At 70.5% G+C, this 22,604-nt stretch carries 22 protein-coding genes; 13 read left to right on the top strand and 9 right to left on the bottom strand.

Annotated features, from left to right (window positions below; genetic code table 11):
* Nucleotides 1-168: 168 nt before the first annotated feature.
* From CEK65_RS05715 to CEK65_RS05700, 4 genes are all read right to left on the bottom strand, one after another.
* Nucleotides 169-819: an HAD-IA family hydrolase gene (locus tag CEK65_RS05715; protein ID WP_017917711.1), complete on the bottom strand. Its 651-nt coding sequence runs from the start codon at nt 817-819 to the stop codon at nt 169-171.
* Nucleotides 816-1,991: a phosphoglycerate kinase gene (locus tag CEK65_RS05710; protein WP_026144302.1), complete on the bottom strand. Its 1,176-nt coding sequence runs from the start codon at nt 1,989-1,991 to the stop codon at nt 816-818. Before CEK65_RS05710 ends, CEK65_RS05715 begins: the two co-directional genes overlap by 4 nt.
* Nucleotides 1,992-2,211: 220 nt before the next feature.
* Nucleotides 2,212-3,576, bottom strand: coding sequence for a DUF3999 domain-containing protein (locus CEK65_RS05705; RefSeq protein ID WP_152181051.1), 1,365 nt, complete (start codon nt 3,574-3,576; stop codon nt 2,212-2,214).
* A complete protein-coding gene (locus CEK65_RS05700) occupies nt 3,573-6,320 on the bottom strand; it encodes a DUF2339 domain-containing protein (RefSeq protein ID WP_152181050.1) in 2,748 nt (915 codons plus the stop codon). The genes CEK65_RS05705 and CEK65_RS05700 overlap by 4 nt, the downstream gene beginning before the upstream one ends.
* A gap of 258 nt (nt 6,321-6,578) precedes the next feature.
* Here CEK65_RS05700 and CEK65_RS05695 point away from each other — a divergent pair, with 258 nt between their 5' ends.
* The 3 genes from CEK65_RS05695 to CEK65_RS05685 all read left to right on the top strand — a co-directional run bounded on the left by CEK65_RS05695 (nt 6,579) and on the right by CEK65_RS05685 (nt 8,792).
* Nucleotides 6,579-7,655, top strand: a complete 1,077-nt coding sequence (locus CEK65_RS05695) for a cache domain-containing protein (RefSeq protein ID WP_017917380.1) — start codon at nt 6,579-6,581, stop codon at nt 7,653-7,655.
* 137 nt (nt 7,656-7,792) lie between these two features.
* Complete coding sequence (locus tag CEK65_RS05690) at nt 7,793-8,278, top strand: hypothetical protein (RefSeq protein WP_026143952.1); 486 nt, start codon at nt 7,793-7,795, stop codon at nt 8,276-8,278.
* 112 nt (nt 8,279-8,390) lie between these two features.
* Entirely contained in the window at nt 8,391-8,792 is a 402-nt protein-coding gene (locus CEK65_RS05685; RefSeq protein WP_017917378.1) for a hypothetical protein, read from the top strand.
* Nucleotides 8,793-8,887: 95 nt separating this feature from the next.
* Here the strand turns inward: CEK65_RS05685 and gap are convergent, their stop codons facing one another.
* Nucleotides 8,888-9,889: a type I glyceraldehyde-3-phosphate dehydrogenase gene (gap, locus tag CEK65_RS05680; protein WP_017911669.1), complete on the bottom strand. Its 1,002-nt coding sequence runs from the start codon at nt 9,887-9,889 to the stop codon at nt 8,888-8,890.
* Between the two features lie 160 nt (nt 9,890-10,049).
* Here gap and CEK65_RS05675 point away from each other — a divergent pair, with 160 nt between their 5' ends.
* The 3 genes from CEK65_RS05675 (at nt 10,050) to CEK65_RS05665 (ending at nt 12,513) form a co-directional block, all read left to right on the top strand.
* Nucleotides 10,050-10,679 (top strand): OmpW family outer membrane protein, encoded by a 630-nt coding sequence (locus CEK65_RS05675; protein WP_017917377.1) that lies wholly within the window; start codon nt 10,050-10,052, stop codon nt 10,677-10,679.
* A 257-nt stretch (nt 10,680-10,936) separates the two neighbouring features.
* Nucleotides 10,937-11,557 carry an OmpW family outer membrane protein gene (locus CEK65_RS05670; RefSeq protein WP_152181049.1) on the top strand — a complete coding sequence of 207 codons (621 nt, stop codon included), beginning with the start codon at nt 10,937-10,939 and terminating at the stop codon, nt 11,555-11,557.
* Nucleotides 11,558-11,700: 143 nt separating this feature from the next.
* The gene (locus tag CEK65_RS05665; protein ID WP_152181048.1) at nt 11,701-12,513 is read left to right on the top strand and encodes a S1/P1 nuclease; all 813 of its coding nucleotides are present in this window, start codon (nt 11,701-11,703) and stop codon (nt 12,511-12,513) included.
* Between the two features lie 87 nt (nt 12,514-12,600).
* Here CEK65_RS05665 and trxC read toward each other — a convergent pair whose 3' ends face one another.
* From trxC to CEK65_RS05645, 4 genes are all read right to left on the bottom strand, one after another.
* A complete protein-coding gene (gene trxC / locus CEK65_RS05660) occupies nt 12,601-13,044 on the bottom strand; it encodes a thioredoxin TrxC (protein ID WP_152181047.1) in 444 nt (147 codons plus the stop codon).
* The gene (locus CEK65_RS05655; protein WP_152181046.1) at nt 13,041-13,520 is read right to left on the bottom strand and encodes an OsmC family protein; all 480 of its coding nucleotides are present in this window, start codon (nt 13,518-13,520) and stop codon (nt 13,041-13,043) included. The genes trxC and CEK65_RS05655 overlap by 4 nt, the downstream gene beginning before the upstream one ends.
* 79 nt (nt 13,521-13,599) lie before the next feature.
* Nucleotides 13,600-16,815, bottom strand: a complete 3,216-nt coding sequence (locus tag CEK65_RS05650) for an efflux RND transporter permease subunit (RefSeq protein ID WP_152181045.1) — start codon at nt 16,813-16,815, stop codon at nt 13,600-13,602.
* Between the two features lies 1 nt (nt 16,816).
* Complete coding sequence (locus CEK65_RS05645) at nt 16,817-17,767, bottom strand: efflux RND transporter periplasmic adaptor subunit (RefSeq protein WP_193314699.1); 951 nt, start codon at nt 17,765-17,767, stop codon at nt 16,817-16,819.
* A gap of 397 nt (nt 17,768-18,164) precedes the next feature.
* Here CEK65_RS05645 and CEK65_RS05640 point away from each other — a divergent pair, with 397 nt between their 5' ends.
* From CEK65_RS05640 to CEK65_RS05610, 7 genes are all read left to right on the top strand, one after another.
* The gene (locus CEK65_RS05640; RefSeq protein ID WP_152181043.1) at nt 18,165-18,533 is read left to right on the top strand and encodes a rhodanese-like domain-containing protein; all 369 of its coding nucleotides are present in this window, start codon (nt 18,165-18,167) and stop codon (nt 18,531-18,533) included.
* Between the two features lie 4 nt (nt 18,534-18,537).
* Entirely contained in the window at nt 18,538-18,888 is a 351-nt protein-coding gene (locus CEK65_RS05635; RefSeq protein ID WP_152181042.1) for a metalloregulator ArsR/SmtB family transcription factor, read from the top strand.
* Entirely contained in the window at nt 18,885-19,715 is an 831-nt protein-coding gene (locus CEK65_RS05630; RefSeq protein WP_152181041.1) for an MBL fold metallo-hydrolase, read from the top strand. Before CEK65_RS05635 ends, CEK65_RS05630 begins: the two co-directional genes overlap by 4 nt.
* A 115-nt stretch (nt 19,716-19,830) precedes the next feature.
* Nucleotides 19,831-20,610 carry a molybdate ABC transporter substrate-binding protein gene (gene modA, locus CEK65_RS05625; protein WP_152181040.1) on the top strand — a complete coding sequence of 260 codons (780 nt, stop codon included), beginning with the start codon at nt 19,831-19,833 and terminating at the stop codon, nt 20,608-20,610.
* Nucleotides 20,611-20,619: 9 nt separating this feature from the next.
* On the top strand, nt 20,620-21,315 hold the full coding sequence (modB, locus tag CEK65_RS05620) for a molybdate ABC transporter permease subunit (protein WP_152181039.1): 696 nt from the start codon (nt 20,620-20,622) through the stop codon (nt 21,313-21,315).
* A 28-nt stretch (nt 21,316-21,343) separates the two neighbouring features.
* Nucleotides 21,344-21,961: an ATP-binding cassette domain-containing protein gene (locus CEK65_RS05615; protein ID WP_152181038.1), complete on the top strand. Its 618-nt coding sequence runs from the start codon at nt 21,344-21,346 to the stop codon at nt 21,959-21,961.
* A 60-nt stretch (nt 21,962-22,021) separates the two neighbouring features.
* Nucleotides 22,022-22,579 carry a flavin reductase family protein gene (locus tag CEK65_RS05610; protein WP_152181037.1) on the top strand — a complete coding sequence of 186 codons (558 nt, stop codon included), beginning with the start codon at nt 22,022-22,024 and terminating at the stop codon, nt 22,577-22,579.
* Nucleotides 22,580-22,604 lie beyond the last annotated feature (25 nt).

Below are 22,604 nucleotides of genomic sequence, written 5' to 3'. Positions count from 1 at the left end.
AGACGCACGCGCGGTCCGGCATAGCGAGCGGACAATGCGGGACAGTATGTGGTCATGCAACGCCAACAGCCGCCGGCCTGCGGACACCGCGCGGGCAGGCTCACGCCAGGCGACGCAGCATGCGCAGCCAGCGCCCTGTGCGCCGGACGCACCGGCGCAAGTGCCCATTCAGGCCGCGACGAGCGCCGGCAACTGCGCCGGCGACTGCGCCAGCACATCGGCACCGGCCTGGCGCAGTTCCTCGACATCGCCGAAGCCCCACAGCACGCCGATGCTGCGCATGCCGTGATGGCGCGCGCCGTCGATGTCCATGCGCCGGTCGCCGATCATGCGGCACTGCGCCGGCACGACAGAGAGCCGCCGCAGCGCCTCGGCGATCAGGTCCGGCTTGGCCCGGCGCGCGCCGTCGTCGCTGGCACCGACGATCTCCTCGAAGCGAGCGCCGAACGGCAACTGCTCGACGATGCGCCGCGCGAAGCGTTCGTTCTTCGAGGTCACCACCGCCAAGCGGTGACCGGCCGCAGCCACCGCCTCCACCGCCGCGCCGATGTCCGGGAACACCGTGTGCTCGCGCCAGCCATGGCTGTCGTAGCGGCTGCGGTACAGCGTCAACGCCTGCTCCACCAACGCCGCATCGCCGCCGAAGTGCTGCTGGAAGCTGTCGCGCAGCGGCGGGCCGATCCAGGCGCGCAACTGCGCCGGGGTCGGCAGCGGCTGGCCCAGTTCGGCGAAGGCATGGCGCAGGCTGCCGACGATGCCGGCCTCCGAATCGACCAGGGTGCCGTCCAGGTCGAAGAACAGGACGTCGGCGGCGCTCACGCGCCGCGCGCCTGCAGTGCGGCCACCGCCGGCAGGGTCTTGCCTTCCAGGAACTCCAGGAACGCACCGCCGCCGGTGGAGATGTAGCTGACCTGCTCGGCGATGCCGTACTTGTCGACCGCGGCCAGGGTGTCGCCGCCGCCGGCGATGGAGAACGCCGACGAGGCGGCGATCGCCCGCGCCAGGGTCTCGGTACCCTTGCCGAAGGCATCGAACTCGAACACGCCGACCGGGCCGTTCCAGACCACGGTACCGGCCTTGGCGATCAGCTCGGCGTAGTGCGCGGCGGTCTGCGGGCCGATGTCAAGGATCAGGTCGTCGTCGGCGACGTCGGTGACCGCCTTCACCGTGGCCTCGGCGTCGGGCATGAACTGCTTGGCCACCACCACGTCGCTGGGCAGCGGGATCGCCGCGCCGCGCGCATTGGCGTCGGCCACGATCTTGCGCGCGGTGTCGAGCAGGTCCGGCTCGCACAGCGACTTGCCGACCGCATGCCCGGCCGCGGCGATGAAGGTGTTGGCGATGCCGCCGCCGACGATCAGCTGATCGACCTTGTCCACCAGGTTGGACAGCAGTTCCAGCTTGGTCGAGACCTTGCTGCCGGCGACGATCGCCAGCAGCGGCTTGGCCGGCTGTTCCAGCGCCTTGGCCAGCGCGTCCAGCTCCGCCATCAGCAGCGGGCCGCCGGCGGCGACCGGGGCGAACCTGATCACGCCATGGGTGGACGCCTGCGCACGGTGCGCGGTACCGAACGCGTCCATCACGAACACGTCGCACAGCGCCGCGTACTTCTTCGCCAGGGCCTCGTCGTCCTTGCCCTCGCCGACGTTCATGCGGCAGTTCTCCAGCAGCACGATCTGCCCGGGCTGCACGTCCACGCCATCGACCCAGTCGCGGATCAGCGGCACGTCGACGCCGAGCAGCGCAGCCAGGCGGATGGCCACCGGCTCCAGCGAATCCTCCTGGGTCCACACGCCTTCCTTGGGCCGGCCCAGATGCGAGGTCACCATCACCGCCGCGCCCTGTTCCAGCGCGTGCTTGAGCGTCGGCACCGAGGCCAGGATGCGCTGCTCGGAGGTGATCAGGCCATTGTCGATCGGCACATTCAGATCTTGCCGGATCAGCACGCGCTTGCCGGACAGGTCGAGATCGGTCATTCGCAGGATGGACATGTGATTGCTCGCTTTCGTGGGGTTGCAAAGGGAAAACCGCGCCATCGGTGCAGTATCGGCGTCGGCATCGGAACGTCGGGTGCACGCCGTTCGGCCGATCGCCGCGCAGCGGCGAAACCGCCATTGTCCGGCGTCGGCCGCACAGCGGCAAATCGGTGGGGGACGGTGCGCTGCCCCGCGCGCGCGCGGCGCGGCGTGCGCGCCGTCGCCGCGGGATCGATCAGCCCGTGCCCTCGCCGGCGCCGGGTTTGCGCAGCAGGCTGAGCGCGAAACCGACCACCAGCAGCGCACCGCCGACCAGCAGCGCCCACAGCAGCCAGGTCTTCCAGTCGCGCGGCGGCGGTGGCGCCTGCAGCGCCGCGGCACCGGCCAGCGGCTGCGCCGCGCCGAGGCTGGCAGTGGCCGGCGCCCATTGCGGCCCACGCTGGGTGTGCAAGGCCTGCAACGCGGCGGCCAGCGGCGCCTGTGCACGCTGGGTGCGCGCACTGCCGGCGGCCAGCGCATAAGGCGGCGCGCCCTGCGCCAGGAACACCAGCGTCTCCGGCTGGTAGCCCAGGCGCAGCGCCGGCCGCTGCCGGCCCGGGTCCTGCGCCGCCAGCAACCGCCAGTAGCGGTCGCGCACCGGCGCAGTCAGCGCCTGCGGCGGCGAGCGGCTGCCGCCGCCCACCTGGTAGGCCAGCCATGGACCGGCGCGGTCCTGCCATGGCGCCTCGGCGCTGTCGCGGCTCTGCACGCGCCATTCGATGGCGTTGTTGCCGGGCAAGGCGATGTCGACGCGCGTCACCGGGTAGCGCCCCGGCGACACGAAGGCATAGCCGTGCTGCGCGGGATCGGTGCTCGCCGCGTCCAGTTGTTGCCAATGCCAGTCGGCGACGACCGGCGTCGGTGCCAGTTCGGCCTCCACCCCGGTCAGCGGCGGCGCGCCGGCACCGGCCAGCGGCAGCAGGCGCAGATAGCGCACTTCGCGGCCGATGGGGATGCGCAGTTGCTGCAGCCGGTGCCCCTGGTTGCTGAGGTCGACCAGGGTCGCATCGGCCACCAGCACCTCCCAGTCGCGCAGATCGTCGCTGCCCTCGACGCGGTAGCGCGCCTGCTGTGGCTGCGCAGCGGCGGCCCATTGCAGCGACAGTGCGCGCAGCGGCGCATGCAACGCGCTGGCATCGACCAGCCAGCCGGCAGCGCCCGCGTCGGGGCCAGCGCCGGCCACGCGGGTCTGGATGCGGCGCACACTGCCGTCGCTGTCGCGCTCGGCGATCAGCTCCAGATCCGGGGTCCGCCCGTCGGGCGCCGCCGGCAGCGGAAACCACGGCAACGGCTGCCGGCGCGGCGCCGTCTCGGCCTGCTCGGCGGCGAACAGGGCCGCCGGCAGCGGGTCGCCGGCCGCGTTGAACACCTCCACGTCGCCCAGCGAGGCGCGCTGCGCACTGCGGTAGACCGCATCGTCGAGCTGCACGCGATAGGCGCCGGCATCGGCGTCCTGCAGGGTCAGCGGCCACTGCTGGGCGTAGTCGTCGCGCTGGCTGGTCGCGAACGCGCACAGCGGCAACCCGGCCAGCAACAATGGAAACAGCGCACGTCGGATCATGGGATGGCCTCCTCGGCCGGTTCGGCAGCGCGCGGCGGCGCCGGCGCCAGATAGCCGACCACCGTACACAACAACCCGTACGCGATGAACGAGGCGATGCCGGCGACGTTGCCGAGGTTGCCGCGGTCCACCAGCAACAGCTTGCCCAGCACCACCGCCATCAGTACCGCGCCGGCCAGCCACAGGCCGCGCTGGCCGCGCCGCGAGCCCAGCACCCAGCCGAGCACGCCCAGCACGCTCCAGACCACGGTCAGGCTGGTCTGCGCCACGCCATTGCCGAGCACGCCGGGCCACGGCACCGCCGCCCAGTAATGCACCGCATGCAGGGTGACGCTGGTGATCCACAGGAAGCCGGCACCGGCCAACAGCTGGGTGCGCCAGGGCCGCAGCAGCGCCGGCAGCTCCGCGGTGCGGGTCCAGCGCACGCCCAGGACCAGCAGCGCCAGTTGGGTCAGTTCCAACGGATTGAGCACCGGCACCCAGGGCAGCGGCGCGCTGCTGCCGGGCAGGCTCAGGCTGTACAGCCAGGCCACCGCCAGCAGGCCGAAGTAGGTGCTCTGCAGCGCGCTGCGGCACGGCGCGAATGCCGCACCCAGCGGGGCCGCCAACCAGTTCCAGCGCCACAGCGACAGCGCCGTCGCCAGCAACCAGGGCGCCAGCAACAGCATCCAGCGCCAGCCGGCGGCGAGCTCGCTGTGCAGCGCGATCCAAGTGCACAGCAGCCCGACCACGCTGGGCCACACCAGCCACCACACGAACTGCGCCGCACGCGCGACGCCGCCACCGCTGTCGCGCAGGCACAGCAGGCTGCGCACGCCGAGCACCGCGAACAGCGCCCAGGCCCAGGCGCCATGCCCGGCGAACGGCTGCCCGTGCACATCGGCCTGCCAGACCGCCAGCGGCAAGGCCAGGGCCAGGCCACCCAGCGTGGTCGCGGCCAGCGCCAGTGCCGGCCAGCGCCGCTGCGCCTCGGCGGCGAGCCAGCCGCTGACCGCGACCCAGGCGAGCAGCACGTCGGCACGCGCGTCGGCGTCGACGAATCGCACGATCTCGGTGACCCCGATCCCGCACCACCAGAACAGCCCCCACACGTAGTAGCCAAGCGCCGGCACGGCGGCCCGCCCACGGCGGTAGCACCAGGCGCTGGCGAAGCCGGCCAGCGCCAGCAGCAGCCCGCTCATGAAGGTGGCGTTGGCCACCGCCTGGGTGTCCTGGGCGATGTCCTCCACGCCCACCAAGAAGCCGAACGACGCCGCCAGTTGCAGGCCGGCGCCGCTGAACTGCGGCAGCCAGCGCCGCTGGCGCAGGCCCAGCCACGCCAACGCCGCCCCCTCCAGCGCGAACACGCTGGCGGTCGCGCGCGCGGACAGCGCCAGCGGCACCGCCAACGTGGCGAACCCCACCGCCAGCACCGCATACGCCTGCCCCAGCACCGCGAAGCTCGCGCGCCGGATCAGCGCCGCCGCCAGCAGGGCATAGATCGCCGCCAGTCCCAGCGCACACAGCGCCAACGGCAGGCCGTCGCCGCGCAGCAGCCCCGCCTGCAGCGAAAACGCGATCAGCGGCGTGCCGAACACCAGGCTGCCGTCGATCAGCGTGCTGCGCGCTGCCTGGCGCCGCGCGTACAGGATCGGGATCAGCAGGTAGAAGGCGAAGAACAGCAGCAGGAACGGCTCGGTGCTGGCGAACTTCTCGGGCCGGTACTGCAACACGCCCCACAGCGTGCCGATGCCGAAGGTGAAGCCGAACCCGAGCAGGTTCAGCACCCGCCACGGCCGGTACCAGGCGATCGCGAACACCGCCGCGTTGAGCAGCGCGTAGTAGGAGAACAGCGCCACATGGTTGCCGCTGCCGGTGGACAGCCACAGCGGCGCGAGGAAGCCGGCCAGCGTGCCCAGCACCGCCAGCGTGCGCGATTCCTGCGCCACCGCCAGCACGCACATGCCCGCGACCAGGGCGATGCTCAGCGCCAGCGCCGCGCCGGCGGGGATCAGCCCGGACAGCTTGAAGGCGGCGAACACGGTCAGCAGCAGCACGCCGATCGCCCCACCCTGCAGGGCCAGCGCGAAGCTGCGCTTGCGCGTGCGCTGGCGCCAGCCGAAGGCCAGGCCGGCCAGCGACGCGGCGGCGATGCCGGCGTAGCGCAGCTCGATCGGCATGCGCAGCCAGCCTTGGTCGCCGGCGTACTTCAGCAGCGCGGCGACGCCGGCCAGCAGCACCAGCATGCCGATCTTGACCGGGACATTGCCCTCGGTGAACCAGCGTTTGATCCCGCCCAACAGCCGTTCGATCGGATCCGGCCCACGCGGCGCGGCGGGCTGGGCCGCCGCGGCGGTGCGCGCCTGGGCTTGCTGCTGCTCGGCGCGTTCGACCGCGGCGGCCAGCGTCGCGAAATCCTCGCCCCTGGGAGGCACCGGCAAGGGCGGCGGCAGCGGCGGCGGCGCCGCTGCGCGCTCGGCGAACGGGTCTGGACGCGGAAGGTCGAGGCCTGCAGCGAACGGCATGTCCTCCGCCTCGACCTCGGACTCGGCGACGGCGGCCTGGCCCTCTGCGACAGCGGCCGCGACATCGGCGCGATCCGTTGCGGCGGCAGGCGTGGCGGCGGCCATCCGCGCCACCTGCGCCTCCAGTGCGGCGAGCCGCTGGCGCAGGCGCGACTGCCCGACCAACGCCACGATCGACAGCAGTGGCAACGCCAGCACCACCAGCGCCGCAAACACCACCAGCACGACCAACTTGTCCATTCGTCTCACATCTCCAAAGGCGGTGGCGCGGCGCCCGTGGCGCGCACCGGGAGCCCGGCGGCGCCGGACCTGGCGCAGATGGTAGACGAGTTCGGCGCCGACATCGGCCCACGGACGGGGCCGCAGCCCAGTCAGCGCAAGGCCCGGCGTTCCGACAAACGGTTTTCACACCACCCTCAAGCCCAGTGCACCGGCGGCCGCTACACCCCTTATCGCGTCGTCCGTCTGCTGTTTTCTCCCACCCCGCAGGCAGCATGAATGAACCTACCCGCCCACCCCGCCGACGCGGGGATCGATGACCATATTCGCGCCGTCGTCGGCTTGTCCGACCAGTTGCTCGGCCAGTTGCGCCGCTCGCTGCAGGGGATCGACGCGATCAACCGCACCACCCACATGATCTCCATGAACGCGCGCATCGAGTCGGCGCGGATCGGCGCCGCCGGACGCGGCTTCAGCGTGATCGCGCAGGAAATGGACGGGCTGTCGCGACGCGTGGCCGAGGCCACCCAGGACCTGGACAAGGTCGCCGCGCGCACCAGCGCGGAGATGCGGCAGACACTGGGCCGCCTGCAGGACGACGTGCGTCGCACGCGGCTCAGCGAGCTGGCCCTGAGCAACATCGACCTGATCGACCGCAACCTCTACGAGCGCAGTTGCGACGTGCGCTGGTGGGCCACCGACGCGGCGGTGGTCGCCGCGGCGCGTGCCGACAGCGATGCCGAGGCGCTGGCCTACGCCTCGCGGCGCATGGGCCAGATCCTGGATTCGTACACGGTCTACTTCGACCTGATCCTGGCCGGAAGCGATGGCCGCATCCGCGCCAACGGCCGGCCGCGGCAGTTCGGCTCGGTCGGCAGCGACGTCTCCGCGCAGCCATGGTTCGAACACGCGATGCGCACGCGCAGCGGCGAGGAATTCGGCTTTCAGGACGTGCATGCCAGCGCGCTGGCCGACGGCGAGCGCGTGCTGGTATACGCATGCACGGTGCGCGACGGCGGTCGCGTCGATGGCCGCGTGCTGGGTGTGCTGGGCATCGTGTTCCGCTGGGACGCGCTGGCGCAGACGATCGTGCAGCGCACGCCGCTGTCCGAATCCGAATGGGGCCGCAGCCGCGTCTGCATCGTCGATGCGCAGGGCCGGGTGCTGGCCGACTCGGCCGGGCGCATGCTGCAGGACCGGATCGACTTCGACGGCCGCGACGCCTTGTTCAAGCAGCCGCGCGGCGCCGTGCTGATCGATCTCGACGGCCGGCCGCACTGCATCGCGCACGCCGCCTCTCCCGGCTACGAAACCTACCGCACCGGCTGGCACTCGCTGATCCTGCAGGCGCTGTAGGAAATATTATTGGAAGGTCAGCCAAGGAAGCATCCAAGGGCGCTTGTCGGCGTCACCTGAGCGTGATAGAAATCGCGCAATCGCGCTCGATACGCTCGTCCATGGATCCAGCACCACTAGAGCAAGGATGTACCGCAATGCACAGGTTTCGTCGCTCCTGCGTTATGCGCTTTCTGTGCGCTTTTGCGCTATTAGGCGTGTCGCCACTCTCTTCTGCCGACATGTTCGGCAAACCCGAAGATATCGCCCGCAGCTGGGTCGGTCACGACGCCGGCGAATTGATGATGCAGTGGCCGGTAGACCGTGGCCTGTACACCTCTGAAAACCCCGAGACTCACGAAACCGCCTATACATACAACTTCGGTGTCGATGCGCACTACCGCACCGACTACTGGACCACGCAGGGCGCAGTCGTCGGCATGACCCCGGGCGGCGGGGGCATGGCGCCCACACCGATCTTCGAACAGAACGAGCACAGCCAGCAGGTGTATGTGCCGGCCGAACATCACTGCGAAGTCACCTTCATCGCAAATGCCGAGGGCATCATCACCCGCTACGACTTCGCCGGCAGCAAATGCGATCCTTACTTCCGAAGCTGGGGCCGGCCAAAGAAAAGCAAGTAAGCACAGCGCAGGTAAGCCAGCGCTTCATCATACCTACAGGGGCAGATCAATGACCGCAAAGAAACCGCTCGTCCGCTTCGCTTGGTCGGCTATCGCATTCACACTACTGGCGATGGCCGCATCCGCGATGGCCTCAGAAGTACGGCACGGCGAGATCGTGGCGCTGGAGCCGATCGAGAACAAGAATACGGACGTGCCTGAGCGCACTAAGAAGATCACGGATGTCGCGTCCAAGCTCGGCGGCATGGCTGGCAGCATTTTGGGTTTGAAAGCCAGCAATGCCAACGTCGGCGCAACGGCAGTGGCCGCTGGCGCCGGCGAAGCCGCAGGCAAGACCGTCGGCGCCAAGATCGCCGGCAATGGCCCGGCGGCGCACTATATGGTTAAAGTCCGCTTCGACAACAAGACGCAAGTGGTGGTCTCCAAGCCCAGTGCCGAGGTGTCCGGGCTGGCGGTCGGCAGCCGGGTCAAAGTGACCGGTAGCGGAGAGGACATGCGCATCGAAGCCGAGTAAGCGCAGCGCCAACGGCAGCCCGGTTCACAACGGCGATAGGATAGACACAAAAAAAGCGCCGCAAGGCGCTTTCTTTGTGGACGACGCCAGGCGGCTTACTTCGCCACCACCTTGACCATTTCCAGGCACTTGTTGGAGTAGCCCCACTCGTTGTCGTACCAGGACACCAGCTTGACGAAGGTGCCGTCCAGGGCGATGCCGGCATCGGCGTCGAAGATGGAGGTGCGCGCGTCGCCGCGGAAATCGGTGGCCACCACCTTGTCCTCGGTGTAGCCGAGGATGCCCTTCAGCGCGCCTTCGCTCTGCGCCTTCACCTCAGCGCAGATCTCGGCGTAGGTGGCCGGCTTCTCCAGTTCCACGGTCAGGTCGACCACCGACACGTCCGAGGTCGGCACGCGGAAGCTCATGCCGGTGAGCTTCTTGTTCAACTCCGGGATCACCACGCCGACCGCCTTGGCCGCACCGGTGCTGGACGGAATGATGTTCTCCAGGATGCCGCGGCCGCCGCGCCAATCCTTGTTGCTCGGCCCGTCCACGGTCTTCTGGGTGGCGGTGGCCGCGTGCACGGTGGTCATCAGGCCGCGCTTGATGCCCCACTTGTCGTTGATCACCTTGGCCAGCGGCGCCAGGCAGTTGGTGGTGCAGCTGGCGTTGGAGACGATGGCCTGGCCCGCGTAGGTGCTGTCGTTGACGCCATACACGAACATCGGCGTGTCGTCCTTCGACGGCGCCGACAGGATCACCTTCTTGGCGCCGGCGTCCAGATGCTTCTGCGCGGTTTCCTTGGTCAGGAACAGGCCGGTGGACTCGATCACCACGTCCACGCCGACCTCGCCCCACTTCAGCGCCGCCGGATCGCGTTCCTGAGTCAGGCGGATCTTCTTGCCGTTGACCAGCAGATGATTGCCGTCGACCGACACCTCCGCCTGGAAGCGGCCGTGCACGGAGTCGTACTGCAGCATGTAAGCCAGATAATCCGGCTCGAGCAGGTCGTTGATGGCGACGATCTCGATGTCGCTGCCGAAATTCTGCACCGCCGAGCGCAGCACGTTGCGCCCGATGCGACCGAAACCGTTGATGCCGACCTTGATTGCCATTTCAGTAGCTCCTGCGGCCGCGCCTGGCGCGGCGGATGGAAGGGGAAATCCCATTCTAGCAGGCCGGCCGCGCCACGCCGGACACGCCGGTTTGATCAGGATCAAGGCGGCATGGGGCGGCGCGCCGGACACTGCGCCCACACCCAACCGAGACTCCACCATGCGCACCACCTCCCCCCTCCTGCTCGCCGGCCTGGCCGCCGCCCTGACCCTGTGCGCCCTGCCGGCGCTGGCGCAATCGCAAGGCGACTGGACCATCGGCATCGGCGCCCACCAGGTCAACCCGAAGTCCGACAACGGCACGCTCGCCGGCGGCACCCTGCCGCTGCGCATCGACAGCAACATCCGGCCGACGGTGACCTTCGAGTACTTCGTGCACCAGGACCTGGGCGTGGAAGTACTGGCCGCGCTGCCGTTCGAGCACGACATCAGCGTCAAGGGCGTGGGCAAGGTCGGCAGCACCAAGCACCTGCCGCCGGTGGTGTCGCTGCAGTACCATTTCAACAGCGCCGGCAAGGTCTCGCCGTTCGTCGGCGCCGGCCTCAACTACACCACCTTCTTCAGCGAGAAGACCACCGGCGCGCTGGCCGGCAGCAAGCTCAAGCTGGACGACTCCTGGGGCCTGGCCGCGCATGCCGGCGTGGACATCGCGCTCACCGACAAGTCGGCGCTGCGCGTGGACATGCGCTGGATCGACATCGACAGCAAGGTCAAGGTCAACGGCAGCGACCTGGGCACCGCGCACATCGATCCGCTGGTGTACGGCCTGGCCTACGTGATGAAGTTCTGAGACGGGCGCCGGCGCCGCTGCGACCTGCGGCGCCGGCGGCGCCGGCGGCAACAGGATCGGCGCCGCTCGCGGCAGCGGCGCCATTCCGGAGCATGGCCGTACCGGATCGACACGCGGGCCGCACACGCGGCCTTTCCGGAGCGCAGCGCGTCCGCCCCGCTTCTCTGGCAGACTACGCGCCACACGGATGTGGATCGGTGCCCGCCGGGCCGACACGGGGTTCGCATCCGCCCACTCGTCGTCCACCGGGGTCTCCCATGCCGCCACGCCTGTTCCGTCGCCTTGCCGTCGCCGCCCTCGCCAGCATCGCCCTGCCCGCCGCGGCGCAGTCGGCCGGCCACTTCACCACCAGCTATGGTCTGCACGGCATGGTGCCGGGGTCGTCCAACGGCACGCTGCGCGGCAGCGACCAGCGCTTCGACGCCGACGTCGCGCCGGCCGTATCGTTCAGTTACGAATACTTCTTCCGCGGCAACCTCGGCGTGGAGATCCAGGGCCTGGTCGGCCAGCAGAAGATCGGCGTTGACCGCGGCGGCGATATTGGCAGCGCCTGGATGCTGTCGCCCACCATCTCGCTGCAGTACCACTTCAACGGCAACGGCGACATCTCCCCGTTCGTCGGCGCCGGCCTCAACTACACCGCTTTCCTCGGCAGCGACGGCAAGGGCGCGTTCGCGTCCAACGACGTGAAGTTCAAGGACACCATTGGTCCGGCGCTGCATGCCGGCGTGGACTTCGCCGTCGGCGAGCGCAGCGCCATCCGCGTGGACGCACGCTGGACCGGCATGCGCAGCGACGTGAAAGTGGACGGCAGCACGCTCGGCAAGGCCAAGCTCGATCCGGTCACCTACGGCGTCGCCTACCTGATGTATTTCTGAGCCTGCAGCCGGGTCGTGTCCTCGGACGCGGCTCGGCGCGGTCGGCGACGCGGTCTGGCACCGGCGTCCGCCGTGCTGAGCGGCAACGCAACAGACCTGACGCGCGTCATGGCCGCGTCGTCGGCGCCGGCTAGAATCGGCGCATGAAAATCTCTCCCTTCGTTTGCGCCGCGCTCGCCGCGGCCCTCGCCGCCGCACCGTCCGCCGCCTTCGCCTGGGGCCCGCTGGGTCACCGCCTGGTCGCCGATCTCGCCGACACCCAACTTACCCCGCAAGCCCGCGCGCAGGTCCGCACCCTGCTGCAGGGCGAACCCGACCCGACCCTGGCCGGTGTGGCCAACTGGGCCGACCAGCTCCGCGAACACGATCCCGACCTGGGCAAGCGCAGCGCGCGCTGGCACTACGTCAACCTGGCCGAGAACGACTGCCACTACGAACAAACCCGCGACTGCCCGGACGGCAACTGCGCGGTCGAGGCGCTGCGCCGCCAGGCCGCGATCCTCGCCGACCGCAGCCAGCCGCAGGCCGCGCGTGCGCAGGCGCTGAAGTTCGTGGTGCATTTCGCCGGCGACGTGCAGCAGCCGCTGCATGCCGGCTACGCCCGCGACAAGGGCGCCAACACCGTGCAGATCCAGTTCGAGGGCAAGGGCAGCAATCTGCATTCGCTGTGGGACAGCGGCCTGCTGCGCAGCCGCGGACTGGACGAACAGGCCTACCTGGCCGAACTGGAAAAGCAGCCGTTGCCGGCGCCCTCGCCGGCGGGCAGCGCGCTGCCGCCGCCGGCCGCGGAGTGGGCCGAGGCCTCCTGCAAGATCATGCTGCGTCCGGGCTTCTATCCGCCCGGCGCCACGCTGCCGGCCGATTACGTGACGACCTGGCGCCCGGTCGCCGAGGCGCAGTTGCGCCAGGCCGGTGCCGACCTGGCGGCAACCTTGAACGCGGCGCTGGGCAAGTAAGCCCGGCGCACCGTATAGGAGCGGCTTCAGCCGCGATGGGCTTTCCTGAGCAAACCCATCGCGGCTGAAGCCGCTGCTACGAGAGCGTCACGCAGAATTCAACTGTGCCCGCGTCCAGCGCACGATCTCCGCGGTGCCGATGGCGCCGCTGTGTCGGCCGAGCTCGCGGCCCTGGCGCAGCAGAAGCAGGGTCGGGATGCTGCGGATGCCGAAGCGCCCAGCCAGCGCCGGCTGCGCGTCGCTGTCCAGCTTGCCCAGGCGCAGCCGCGGCTCGAGCTGCGCGGCCGCGGCGGCGAAGTGCGGGGCCATGGTCCGGCATGGGCCGCACCACGGCGCCCACACGTCCACCAGCAGCGGTAGCTCGCTGCGCTCGGCATGCGCGGCAAACGTCTCGGCGGTCAGTGTGACCGGTGTGGCGTCGAACAAGCCACGATGGCAGCGTCCGCATTGCGGCGCGTCCGCCAGTTTCGCCTCCGGCACCCGGTTGAGCGCGGCGCAGTGTGGGCAGGCGACATGCAGCGGCGCGGTCACGCGCCGGCCTCGATGCTCTTGTCGCCCAGCAGCACGGTGCCTTGCGCATCCTTGACCGTGACCTGCACGTCGATGCCCTGGCGCACGCTCTGGGTGACCACGCAGAACTGCTCGAACTGGGCCAGGATCCGTTCCAGCTGCGCGTAGTCCTGGTTGGCGCCGGGCAGCTGCAGTTCCACCGAGGCCTGCGGAATGCGCCAGAACCCTTCCGGATTGCGCATCGGCGTGGCGGTGATGTGCGCGACCACCCCGGCCGGATCGTTCTTGTACTTGCGCATCGCGAACAGCAGGCTGGCCGCCAGGCAATTGGCGATGCCGGCCAGCAGGATGCGCGTGGGATTGGGGCCGCGCTCCTGGCCCAGTGGCGCGGTTTCGTCGCTCAGCCAGGGCACCAGCGCGGTTTCGTCGAAGCGAATGCGGAACGCGAAGTCCGTGTCCTGCTCCAGGGTGACGCGGATCGGATCGCCGATGGGCATCGTGAAAACTCCACTTCGCAGAAAAGGATTTCCGACTCTACGCCGGCACCGGTAACGGCGTGTGGACGCAGCGTTGTGCTCACGCCGCCGCTTCGCGCCGTGCCAGCGGGTAGTACAGCAACGGGATGACAAGTAGGGTCAGCGCCGTGCTGACCAGGATGCCGAACAGCAACGCCACCGCCAGGCCGTTGAAGATGGGATCGTCAAGGATGAACAGCGCACCCAGCATCGCCGCCAGGCCGGTCAGCACGATCGGCGGTGCGCGCACCGCACAGGCCTCGATCACCGCCTGTTCGGCGCTGCGCCCGTGCGCCAGGGCATGACGGATGAAGTCCACCAGCAGGATCGAATTGCGCACGATGATGCCGGCCAGGGCGATCATGCCGATCATGCTGGTCGCGGTGAACTGCGCGCCGAGCAGGGCATGACCCGGCATCACCCCGATCACCGTCAGCGGAATCGGCGCCATGATCACCAGCGGCAGCAGATAGCTGCGGAACTGCGCCACCACCAGCAGATAGATCAGCAACAGACCCACCGCGTAGGCAATGCCCATGTCGCGGAAGGTCTCGTAGGTGATCTGCCATTCGCCGTCCCATTTCACCGCGAAGTCGGCGGTGTCGGTCGGCGGTGCGATGAAATACTGCTGCAGCGTCTGCCCATCGAGCCGGTGGCCGCGCAGTTGCCCGACCAGGTCGAACATGCCGTACAGCGGGCTGTCCAGGCGCCCGGCTTCGTCGCCGGTGACATACACCACCGGCCGCAGGTCCTTGTGCGCGATGCTGTCGTCCCAGGGCAGGCGCTGCACCGTGACCAGTTCCGACAGCGGCACCAGTTGCCCATCGCCGCCGCGCACGCGCAGCGCCAGCAGGCGGGTACTGGCGGCCTGTGCGGCGCCCGGCAGGCGCAGCCGCACCGGCTGTGCCACCTTGGATGTGCCATCGTGCAGCCAGGTGACGTCCAGCCCCTGCACCGCCGTGGCCAGGGCATCGGCGATGGCCACCTGGCTCACGCCCAGGCGCGCGGCGCGCACGCGGTCGACCACCAGCGTTTCGCGGGTGGCCGCACTCTCCACGCTGGTGTCGACATCGACCACGTTCGGCGTGCGCAGGAAGCGCCGCTCCAGCGCCAGGGCGAGCTGGCGGCGGCGAGGGTGGTCCGGCCCGTACACCTCGGCCACCAGCGGCGCCAGCACCGGCGGCCCCGGCGGCACCTCCACCACCTTCAGCGAGGCCCCATACCGGCGTGCGATCGCCGCCAGCGGCGGCCGCAGCGCGCGGACGATGGTATGGCTGTGGCGTGTGCGCTGGTGTTTGTCGATCAGATTCACCTGCAGGTCGCCGACGTTGTTGCCGCTGCGCAGGAAGTACTGCCGCACCAGGCCATTGAAGTTGACCGGCGCCGAGGTCCCGGCATAGCCCTGGTAGTCGTGCACCTCGGGCGTGCGGTCGAGCACGCCGGCCAGATCCACCAGCAACGCATCGGTGTCCTGCAGGGCGCTGCCTTCGGGCAGGTCGACCACGATCTGCAGTTCCGACTTGTCGTCGAACGGCAGCATCTTCAGCACCACCCACTGCAGCCCGACCAGGCCCACCGCGGCCAGCAGCAGGGCGGCGATGCCGGCGAACAGCCAGCCGCGCCGGCGCGCGCCGCGGACAGGATCCAGGAATGGGTGCAGCAAGCGCCCGAACAGGCGCTGCAGGCGCGGTGGCGCGTCGCCCCGCGCGTGTGCCTGCGCGGCTTGCGCCGGCACATGCCGCTTCAGCAGCTTCAGCGCCAGCCAGGGCGTCACCACCAGCGCGATCGCCAGCGACAGCAGCATGCCGACCGAGGCATTGATCGGGATCGGCCGCATGTACGGCCCCATCAGGCCGCTGACGAAGGCCATCGGCATCAGCGCCGCGATCACGGTGAAGGTGGCGAGGATGGTCGGGCCGCCGACCTCGTCCACCGCCGGCGGAATCGCCTCGCGCAAGGTCTTGCCGCCGGCGCGCAGATGGCGGTGGATGTTCTCCACCACCACGATGGCGTCGTCGACCAGGATGCCGATGGAGAAGATCAGCGCGAACAGCGACACGCGATTGAGGGTGAAGCCCATCGCCCACGAGGCGAACAGCGTGAGCGCCAGGGTCAGCACCACGGCGCTGCCGACTACGATGGCCTCGCGCCAGCCCAGCGCGAACAGCACCAGCAGCACCACCGAGGCGGTGGCGAACACCAGCTTGTGGATCAGCTTTGCGGCCTTGGCCGCCGCGCTGGCGCCGTAGTCGCGGGTGACCTCGGCATGCACGCCCTGCGGCAGCAGTTCGCCGCGCAAGGCCTGCAGGCGCGCGCTCACCGTGCGAGTGAGCGCCGAGGCGTCGCTGCCCGGCTTCTTGGCGATGGCCAGGGTCACCGCCGGCGCGCGCCCCTGCGCCGGGCCGCCGCGCGTGGGCGGCGTGCCGTACCACACGTAGGCCGTGGGCAGGTCGGCACCGGCCTGGATCTGTGCCACATCGCGCAACTGCAGCGGCCGACCGTCGTGCACGCCGATCACCAGCTCGCGCACGGCGTCGGCATCGGCCAGGAACCGCCCGGCACTGAGCGGCACCGCACGGCCGCCGCCGATGCGGTCGCCGAGCGGACGCACCACGTTCGCCCCCTGCAGCGCCTGGCCGAGGTCGGCCACGGTGAGGTCGTAGGCGGCCAGCCGCGCCGGATCCAGCGTCACCGTGACCACCCGCGGCGGCGCGCCGATGCTGTAGATATCGCGCGTTCCCGGCAGGCGCTTGAGGTCGGTCTCCAGGGTGCGCGCGATCGCGCCCAGATCGGCGGGGCTGCGCTGCGGATCGTCGCTCCACAGGGTCACGCTCATCACCGGCACGTCGTCGATGCCTTTGGGCTTGACCAGCGGCGCGCTGGCGCCCATCTGCGTCGGCAGTACGTCCAGATTGGAATACACCTGGTTGTACAGGCGCACCAGCGCGGTCTGCCGCGGCACCCCGACCTGGAATTCGACGGTCAACACCGCCTGCCCGGGGCGGCTCACCGAGTACACGTGCTTGATGCCCTCGATCTCGTCGAGCTTCTGTTCCAGCGGCGTGCTCAGCAGTTGTTCGACCTCGCGCGCATCGGCACCCGGCAGCGACACGAACACGTTGGCCATGGTCACGTCGATCTGCGGTTCTTCCTCGCGCGGGGTGATCGCCACCGCCGCCAGGCCGAGCAGCAGGCCGAGCAGGGCCAGCAGCGGCGTAAGCGGATTGGCCTGGAAGAACGCCGCCAGGCGGCCGGACATCCCGAAACCGGCAGCCATCTCAACGCTCCGCCAGCGCGCGCCGCTGCGCCGCCAGCGCCTGCCCGGCAGCGACCGGATCGCGCACCACCCGCTCGCCCGCGCGCAGCCCGGCCAGCACTTCCACGCGCTGCGCATCGCGCTGCCCGATCCGCAGCTGCCGCAGGCTGAGCCGACCGTCGGCCAGCACATAGGCGGCGCTGAGTTCGCCCCGCTGCAGCAGCGCCGACAGCGGAATGCGCAACGGCGCCGCCTCCGCGGCATCGCCGGCAGCCAGCGGCACCTCGACCTTGGCCGTGGTACCGGGTGCCGGGGCCGGTTGCAGCGCCGGCAATGGCACCCGCACCGTGACGCTGTGGCTGCGCGGATCGGCGGTAGGGAACACCGTCACCTGCGGAATCTGCAGGAGGCGTCCATCGTCCAGCCGCACCTGCGCGCGACGCGCGGCGCGGACCGCGTCCGCATCCGACTGCGGCACCTGCACCTCGATGCGCTGCGCGCCGGGCACGTACAGCGACAGCAAGGCCTGCCCGGCCGCCACCGCCTCGCCCGGTTGCACCTGACGCGCGCTGATGACGCCCGCAAACGGCGCGCGCACCACGGTGTAGTCGGCCGGCTGCTGCGCCTGCGCCAGTTGCGCGACGGCGGCAGCGCGTGCGGCGTTCGCCGCATCGCGGGTGGCGCGCGCCTGGTCCAGTTGCGCGCGCGACACGTATTGCGCCCCGGCCAGGGACGCATAGCGGCGATAGCTGGCCTCGGCCTCGTCGGCGCTGGCCGTGGCGGCACGCACTTGCGCCTGCGCGCTGGTCACGCCGGCGCGCTGTTCCACCGCGCTGAGTTGCAGCAGCACCTGGCCGGCGGCGACCCGGTCGCCCACGTCCACCGCGACGCTGCGCACGCGCCCGCTGGTCTGCGCGCTGAGATCGGCGTACTCCACCGCGGTCACGAGGCCGTCCCAGGAGCGCGACGCCATGGCCGCGGGCTCCGCCGGCACGGTCGCCAGCGCCGGCAATGGCGGTGGCGCGAGGCTTTCGGCTTCATGGCGACAGCCAGCGAGCGCCAGCGCCGCGAGCGCCACGAGCGCGCCCACCAGGGGCGCGCGACCGCTGCCGCGGACCGGCGCAGCGGCAGGTGCGGCAGGTGCGGCAAGCGTTCCGCGCCGCCGTCCAGCACGCCAGGCACAGCGGATCGCCCAACGAAGCACACGCATGATCGAACTCCAGAGGAAAGGGCGCATCCGCGCCGTCGGTGGGCACCCCACCGCGGCAGATCGGGCGCGGCCGCCCGAGGCTGGCCGCGAGATAAATTAGAATTTTCTTATATTAGAGTCAACTGATATGATGGGCGCACTTTCCCGCCGAGCACCCCCAATGCCCGCCTCCTCCGCCCAAGTCCTGGTCGACCGCGCACGCGCGCAGATCCACGAAATCCCTGCCCACACCGATGCCGCCGCCACGCCGCTGCCCGGCGAGTGGATCATCGACGTGCGCGAACCCGGCGAGTTCGCCATGGGCCATCTGCCCAACGCCATCAACATCCCGCGCGGCATCCTCGAATTCCGTCTCGACGCCGATCCGGCGCTGGCCCGACGCGACCAGCCGATCCTGCTGTACTGCGCCAGCGGCGGCCGCTCCACGCTGGCGGCGCTGAGCCTGCAGCACCTGGGCTACACCGCGGTGCGCTCGCTGACCGGCGGCTTCCTGGGCTGGACCGCGGCCGGTGGCCCGGTCGATTTCTGAGCCCATGCCGCGCCGCGCCGCAACCGCCCTGGATCCTGCCGCGATGCGCGCGCACGCCAGCGAGGCGGCGCGTTTGCTGAAGGCGCTCGGCAACGAGAAGCGCCTGCTGCTGCTGTGCCTGCTGGTGGACCACGAGCAATCGGTCGGCGAGCTCAACGCGCGCGTGGAGCTGAGCCAGTCGGCGCTGTCGCAACACCTGGCGCTGCTGCGCGAGGATGGACTGGTGCAGACCCGCCGCGAGGGTCAGACCATCTATTATTCGCTGGTGCCCGGCCCGGTGCAGCACATTCTTGAGGTACTGCACGGCATCTACTGCAGCGCCGCGCCACCTGCCGCCACCAGGAGCGATCGATGAGCCAGCATCCGCACGTCCACGCCTTCCACCATGCCGGTTCCGGCACCTGGAGCTACGTGGTCGAGGATGGGTACGACGCCGCGGTGATCGACCCGGTGGTGGGCTACGACCCGCAGACCGGCGCACTGGACGACGCGCCGGCGCAGGCGCTTGCGTCGTGCCTGGACGCGCGCGGACTGCACCTGCGCTGGATCCTCGAGACCCACGCCCACGCCGATCATGTCTCCGCCGCGCAGTGGTTCAAGCAGCGATGGCCGCAGGCGACGCTGGCGATCGGCGACGGCATCCGCGAAGTGCGCGCCCGTTTCGCGCCGCAGTACGGCCTGGACGCGGACGCGCAGGCGCGCTGCGGCTTCGATCACCTGTTCGCCGATGGCGAGCGTTTCGCGATCGGCAGTGTACAGGCGCAGGTCATCGCCGTGCCAGGCCACACCGGCGACAGCGTCGCCTACCTGATCGGCGATGCGCTGTTCCCGGGCGATTCGCTGTTCATGCCCGACAGCGGCACCGCGCGCTGCGACTTCCCCGGCGGCGACGCGGCCACGCTGTACCGTTCGATCCAGCGGCTGTACGCGCTGCCGGAGGCGACGCGCGTGTTCGTGTGCCACGACTACGGCGCAGGCGGCCGCGCGGTGACCTGCCAGACCAGCATCGGCGAACAGCGCCGCAGCAACATCCATGTGCGCGATGGCATCGACGAAGCGGCCTTCGTGGCCTTGCGCCAGGCGCGCGATGCGACGCTGGCCGAGCCGCGGCTGATGCAGCCGTCGGTGCGCGCCAACATCCAGGCCGGTCGCACCGACGACCTGGTGCCGCCGGCGGCGTGAGCAGGCAGCGCGCCGCCGGCGCGCTAGGATGCGGAGTCGCGACAGCGCTGCGCGACCGTACGCGCGCGCCGCCGCGCCCTGCCGCATCGCCTACCTGCCCTCGCTGGAGTGACCCATGACCCGACCGCTGCGCCGCCTGCTGTGCCTGTGCACCTTGATCGTCGCCACCGCGATCGCGCCGGTCTCGGCGCAGACGCCGCTGACCGTGTTCGCCGCCGCCAGCCTCAAGGAATCGCTGGACGAGGCCGCCAGCGCCTACCAGCGCACCCATGGCACCCCCGTGCAGGTGTCCTACGCCGCCAGCTCCACGCTGGCCCGGCAGGTGGAACAGGGCGCGCCGGCGGACGTGTTCGTGTCCGCCGACCAGGAGTGGATGGACTACCTGCAGCAGCGCAAGTTGATCGATCCGGCACTGCGCCGCGACCTGCTCGGCAACACCCTGGTGCTGGTGGCGCCGGCCGCCAGCAAGGCGCAGGTCGACCTGCGCACACCGGGCGCACTGCTCGCCGCCCTCGGCGCGCAGGGGCGCCTGGCGGTCGGCCAGACCGCCAGTGTGCCGGCCGGCAAGTACGCACGCGCCGCACTGCAGGCGCTGGGTCAGTGGGACAGCGTGCAGCCGCGCCTGGCCGAGAGCGAGAGCGTGCGCAGCGCGCTGATGCTGGTGGCGCGCGGCGAAGCGCCGCTGGGCATCGTCTACGGGTCCGACGCCCAGGCCGAGCCCAAGGTGCGGGTGGTGGCGACCTTTCCGGCCGACAGCCACGCGCCGATCGTGTATCCGGTGGCGCCGCTGCGGGCGAGCGCGCAGGCGAAGAGCGCTGCCGATTTCGTGCGTTGGCTGGGCACGCCGCCGGCACAGGCGATCTTCCGTCGCCACGGTTTCTCGCTCGTCCGTTGAGGCCTGGCGTTGTTCGATTTCACCGCGCAGGAACTGACCGCGATCGCGCTGAGCGTCAAGGTCGCGCTGGTCGCGGCGCTGGCCAGCCTGCCGTTCGCCGTGGCCTGCGGCTGGCTGCTGGCGCGGCGCCGCTTCTTCGGCAAATCGTTGCTGGACGCGCTGCTGCACCTGCCGCTGGTGATGCCGCCGATCGTCACCGGCTACGCGCTGCTGCAACTGTTCGGCCTGCAGGGGCCGATCGGCGGCTGGCTGTTCGAGCACCTGGGCGTGCAGTTCGCGTTCCGCTGGACCGGCGCGGCGCTGGCCAGCGCGGTGATGGGCTTTCCGCTGATGGTGCGGGCGATCCGCCTGGCCCTGGAATCCACTGACCGCCGCCTGGAAGCGGCCGCCGCCACACTCGGCGCCGGCCCTTGGCGGGTGTTCTTCACCGTCACCCTGCCGCTGGCGTGGCCGGGCGTGGTCGCCGGCGGCGTGCTCGGCTTCGCCAAGGCGTTGGGCGAGTTCGGCGCCACCATCACCTTCGTCTCCAATATCCCCGGACAGACCCAGACCCTGGCCTCGGCGATCTACAGCCTGCTGCAGGTGCCCGGCGCCGAAGCCGGCATCTGGCGGCTGGCGGCGGTGGCGCTGGCGATCTCGCTGGGCGCGCTGCTGGCTTCCGAGTGGCTGGTGCGACGCCAGCGCGGCACCGCGGTGGACGCATGAGCAGCGCAACCGCCCGGAGCCGACGCCGATGCTGAGCATCGACCTGCACCTGCAGCGAGGCCGTTTCGCGCGCCACGTGCGCATCGAGGAACAGGCGCGCGTGGTCGCCCTGGTCGGCCCGTCCGGCGCCGGCAAGACCAGCCTGCTCAACGCCATCGCCGGCGTGCTGCCGCCGCGCAGCGGGCGCATCGCTATCGATGGCCGGGTGCTGTACGACAGCGCGACCGGCATCGACCTGCCGGCGCATCGCCGTGGCATCGGCTACGTATTCCAAGACGCGCGCCTGTTCCCGCACATGGACGTGCGCCGCAACCTTGGCTACGGCCGCCACGGCCGCGGCCGGCCGGCGCGCTTTGCACTGGACGCGGTGGTCGAGCTGCTCGGCATCGGCGCGTTGCTCGGGCGGCGCCCCGACACGCTCTCCGGCGGCGAAGCGCAGCGCGTGGCGATCGGCCGCGCGCTGCTGTCGCAACCGTCGCTGCTGCTGTTCGACGAACCGCTGTCGGCGCTGGACGCGGACCGCCGCAGCGAACTGATCCCCTACCTGCAGCGCGTGCGCGACGACGTGCGCCTGCCGATGCTCTACGTCAGCCACCAGGCCGAGGAAGTGGCACGCATCGCCGACGCGGTGCATCGGCTGGACTGACGCCGACATCGCGTTCACCCGGGCCGGCGAGACTGAAGGCCCCGCCACGGCAGACTGCGCATGCGCCGCTACCGCAAGCTCGACTTCCCCACCCAGGACGTGCGCCGCTTCCTCGAGCCGGGCCCGGTGGTGCTGGTCAGTTCGGCGTGGAAGCAGCAACGCGACATCATGACCCTGGGCTGGCACATGGTGCTGGAGTTCTCGCCCTCGCTGCTGGCCTGCTGCATTTCCAGCGCCAACCACAGCTTCGCGCTGCTCCGGCGCAGCAAGCAATGCGTGATCAACCTGCCCACCGCCGACCTGGTCGACACCGTGGTCGGCATCGGCAATACCAGCGGTGCGGACCTGGACAAGTTCGCGCACTTCGGCCTCACCGCGGTGCCCGCCACGCACCTGGCGGCGCCACTGATCGCCGAGTGCTACGCCAGCTTCGAATGCCGCCTGCACGATGGCAGCCAGATCGGCAAACACGGCCTGTTCGTATGGGAGGTGGTCAAGGCGCACGTCGCCGCCTCGCCGAAGCGGCCGCGCACCCTGCACTACCGGGGCGACGGCCGCTTCATGCTGTCCGGCCCGGAGATCTCGCGGCGGCGCCTGTTCAAGCCGGAGATGCTGTAGTTCCCGGCAACGGACGAGGCAGACC

It is taken from the genome of Xanthomonas sp. LMG 12459 (genome assembly GCF_009192905.1).
In the GTDB taxonomy this organism is placed as follows: Bacteria; Pseudomonadota; Gammaproteobacteria; order Xanthomonadales; family Xanthomonadaceae; genus Xanthomonas_A; species Xanthomonas_A sontii.
The sequence above is the reverse complement of the archived record's forward strand: the minus strand, read 5'-3'. Positions and strand labels throughout refer to the sequence as shown.

Coding starts and splice junctions, on each gene's coding strand:
- CEK65_RS05685 (WP_017917378.1), top strand. CDS start 8,391: ATGGCCGCATCCGCGATGGCCTCAGAAGTACGGCACGGCGAGATCGTG.
- CEK65_RS05700 (WP_152181050.1), bottom strand. CDS start 6,320: ATGGACAAGTTGGTCGTGCTGGTGGTGTTTGCGGCGCTGGTGGTGCTG.
- CEK65_RS05635 (WP_152181042.1), top strand. CDS start 18,538: ATGCCGCGCCGCGCCGCAACCGCCCTGGATCCTGCCGCGATGCGCGCG.
- CEK65_RS05690 (WP_026143952.1), top strand. CDS start 7,793: ATGCACAGGTTTCGTCGCTCCTGCGTTATGCGCTTTCTGTGCGCTTTT.
- CEK65_RS05650 (WP_152181045.1), bottom strand. CDS start 16,815: ATGGCTGCCGGTTTCGGGATGTCCGGCCGCCTGGCGGCGTTCTTCCAG.
- CEK65_RS05640 (WP_152181043.1), top strand. CDS start 18,165: ATGCCCGCCTCCTCCGCCCAAGTCCTGGTCGACCGCGCACGCGCGCAG.
- CEK65_RS05665 (WP_152181048.1), top strand. CDS start 11,701: ATGAAAATCTCTCCCTTCGTTTGCGCCGCGCTCGCCGCGGCCCTCGCC.
- gap (WP_017911669.1), bottom strand. CDS start 9,889: ATGGCAATCAAGGTCGGCATCAACGGTTTCGGTCGCATCGGGCGCAAC.
- CEK65_RS05630 (WP_152181041.1), top strand. CDS start 18,885: ATGAGCCAGCATCCGCACGTCCACGCCTTCCACCATGCCGGTTCCGGC.
- CEK65_RS05670 (WP_152181049.1), top strand. CDS start 10,937: ATGCCGCCACGCCTGTTCCGTCGCCTTGCCGTCGCCGCCCTCGCCAGC.
- CEK65_RS05610 (WP_152181037.1), top strand. CDS start 22,022: ATGCGCCGCTACCGCAAGCTCGACTTCCCCACCCAGGACGTGCGCCGC.
- CEK65_RS05655 (WP_152181046.1), bottom strand. CDS start 13,520: ATGCCCATCGGCGATCCGATCCGCGTCACCCTGGAGCAGGACACGGAC.
- modA (WP_152181040.1), top strand. CDS start 19,831: ATGACCCGACCGCTGCGCCGCCTGCTGTGCCTGTGCACCTTGATCGTC.
- CEK65_RS05710 (WP_026144302.1), bottom strand. CDS start 1,991: ATGTCCATCCTGCGAATGACCGATCTCGACCTGTCCGGCAAGCGCGTG.
- CEK65_RS05645 (WP_193314699.1), bottom strand. CDS start 17,767: ATGGCGTCGCGCTCCTGGGACGGCCTCGTGACCGCGGTGGAGTACGCC.
- CEK65_RS05705 (WP_152181051.1), bottom strand. CDS start 3,576: ATGATCCGACGTGCGCTGTTTCCATTGTTGCTGGCCGGGTTGCCGCTG.
- CEK65_RS05695 (WP_017917380.1), top strand. CDS start 6,579: ATGAACCTACCCGCCCACCCCGCCGACGCGGGGATCGATGACCATATT.
- CEK65_RS05615 (WP_152181038.1), top strand. CDS start 21,344: ATGCTGAGCATCGACCTGCACCTGCAGCGAGGCCGTTTCGCGCGCCAC.
- CEK65_RS05675 (WP_017917377.1), top strand. CDS start 10,050: ATGCGCACCACCTCCCCCCTCCTGCTCGCCGGCCTGGCCGCCGCCCTG.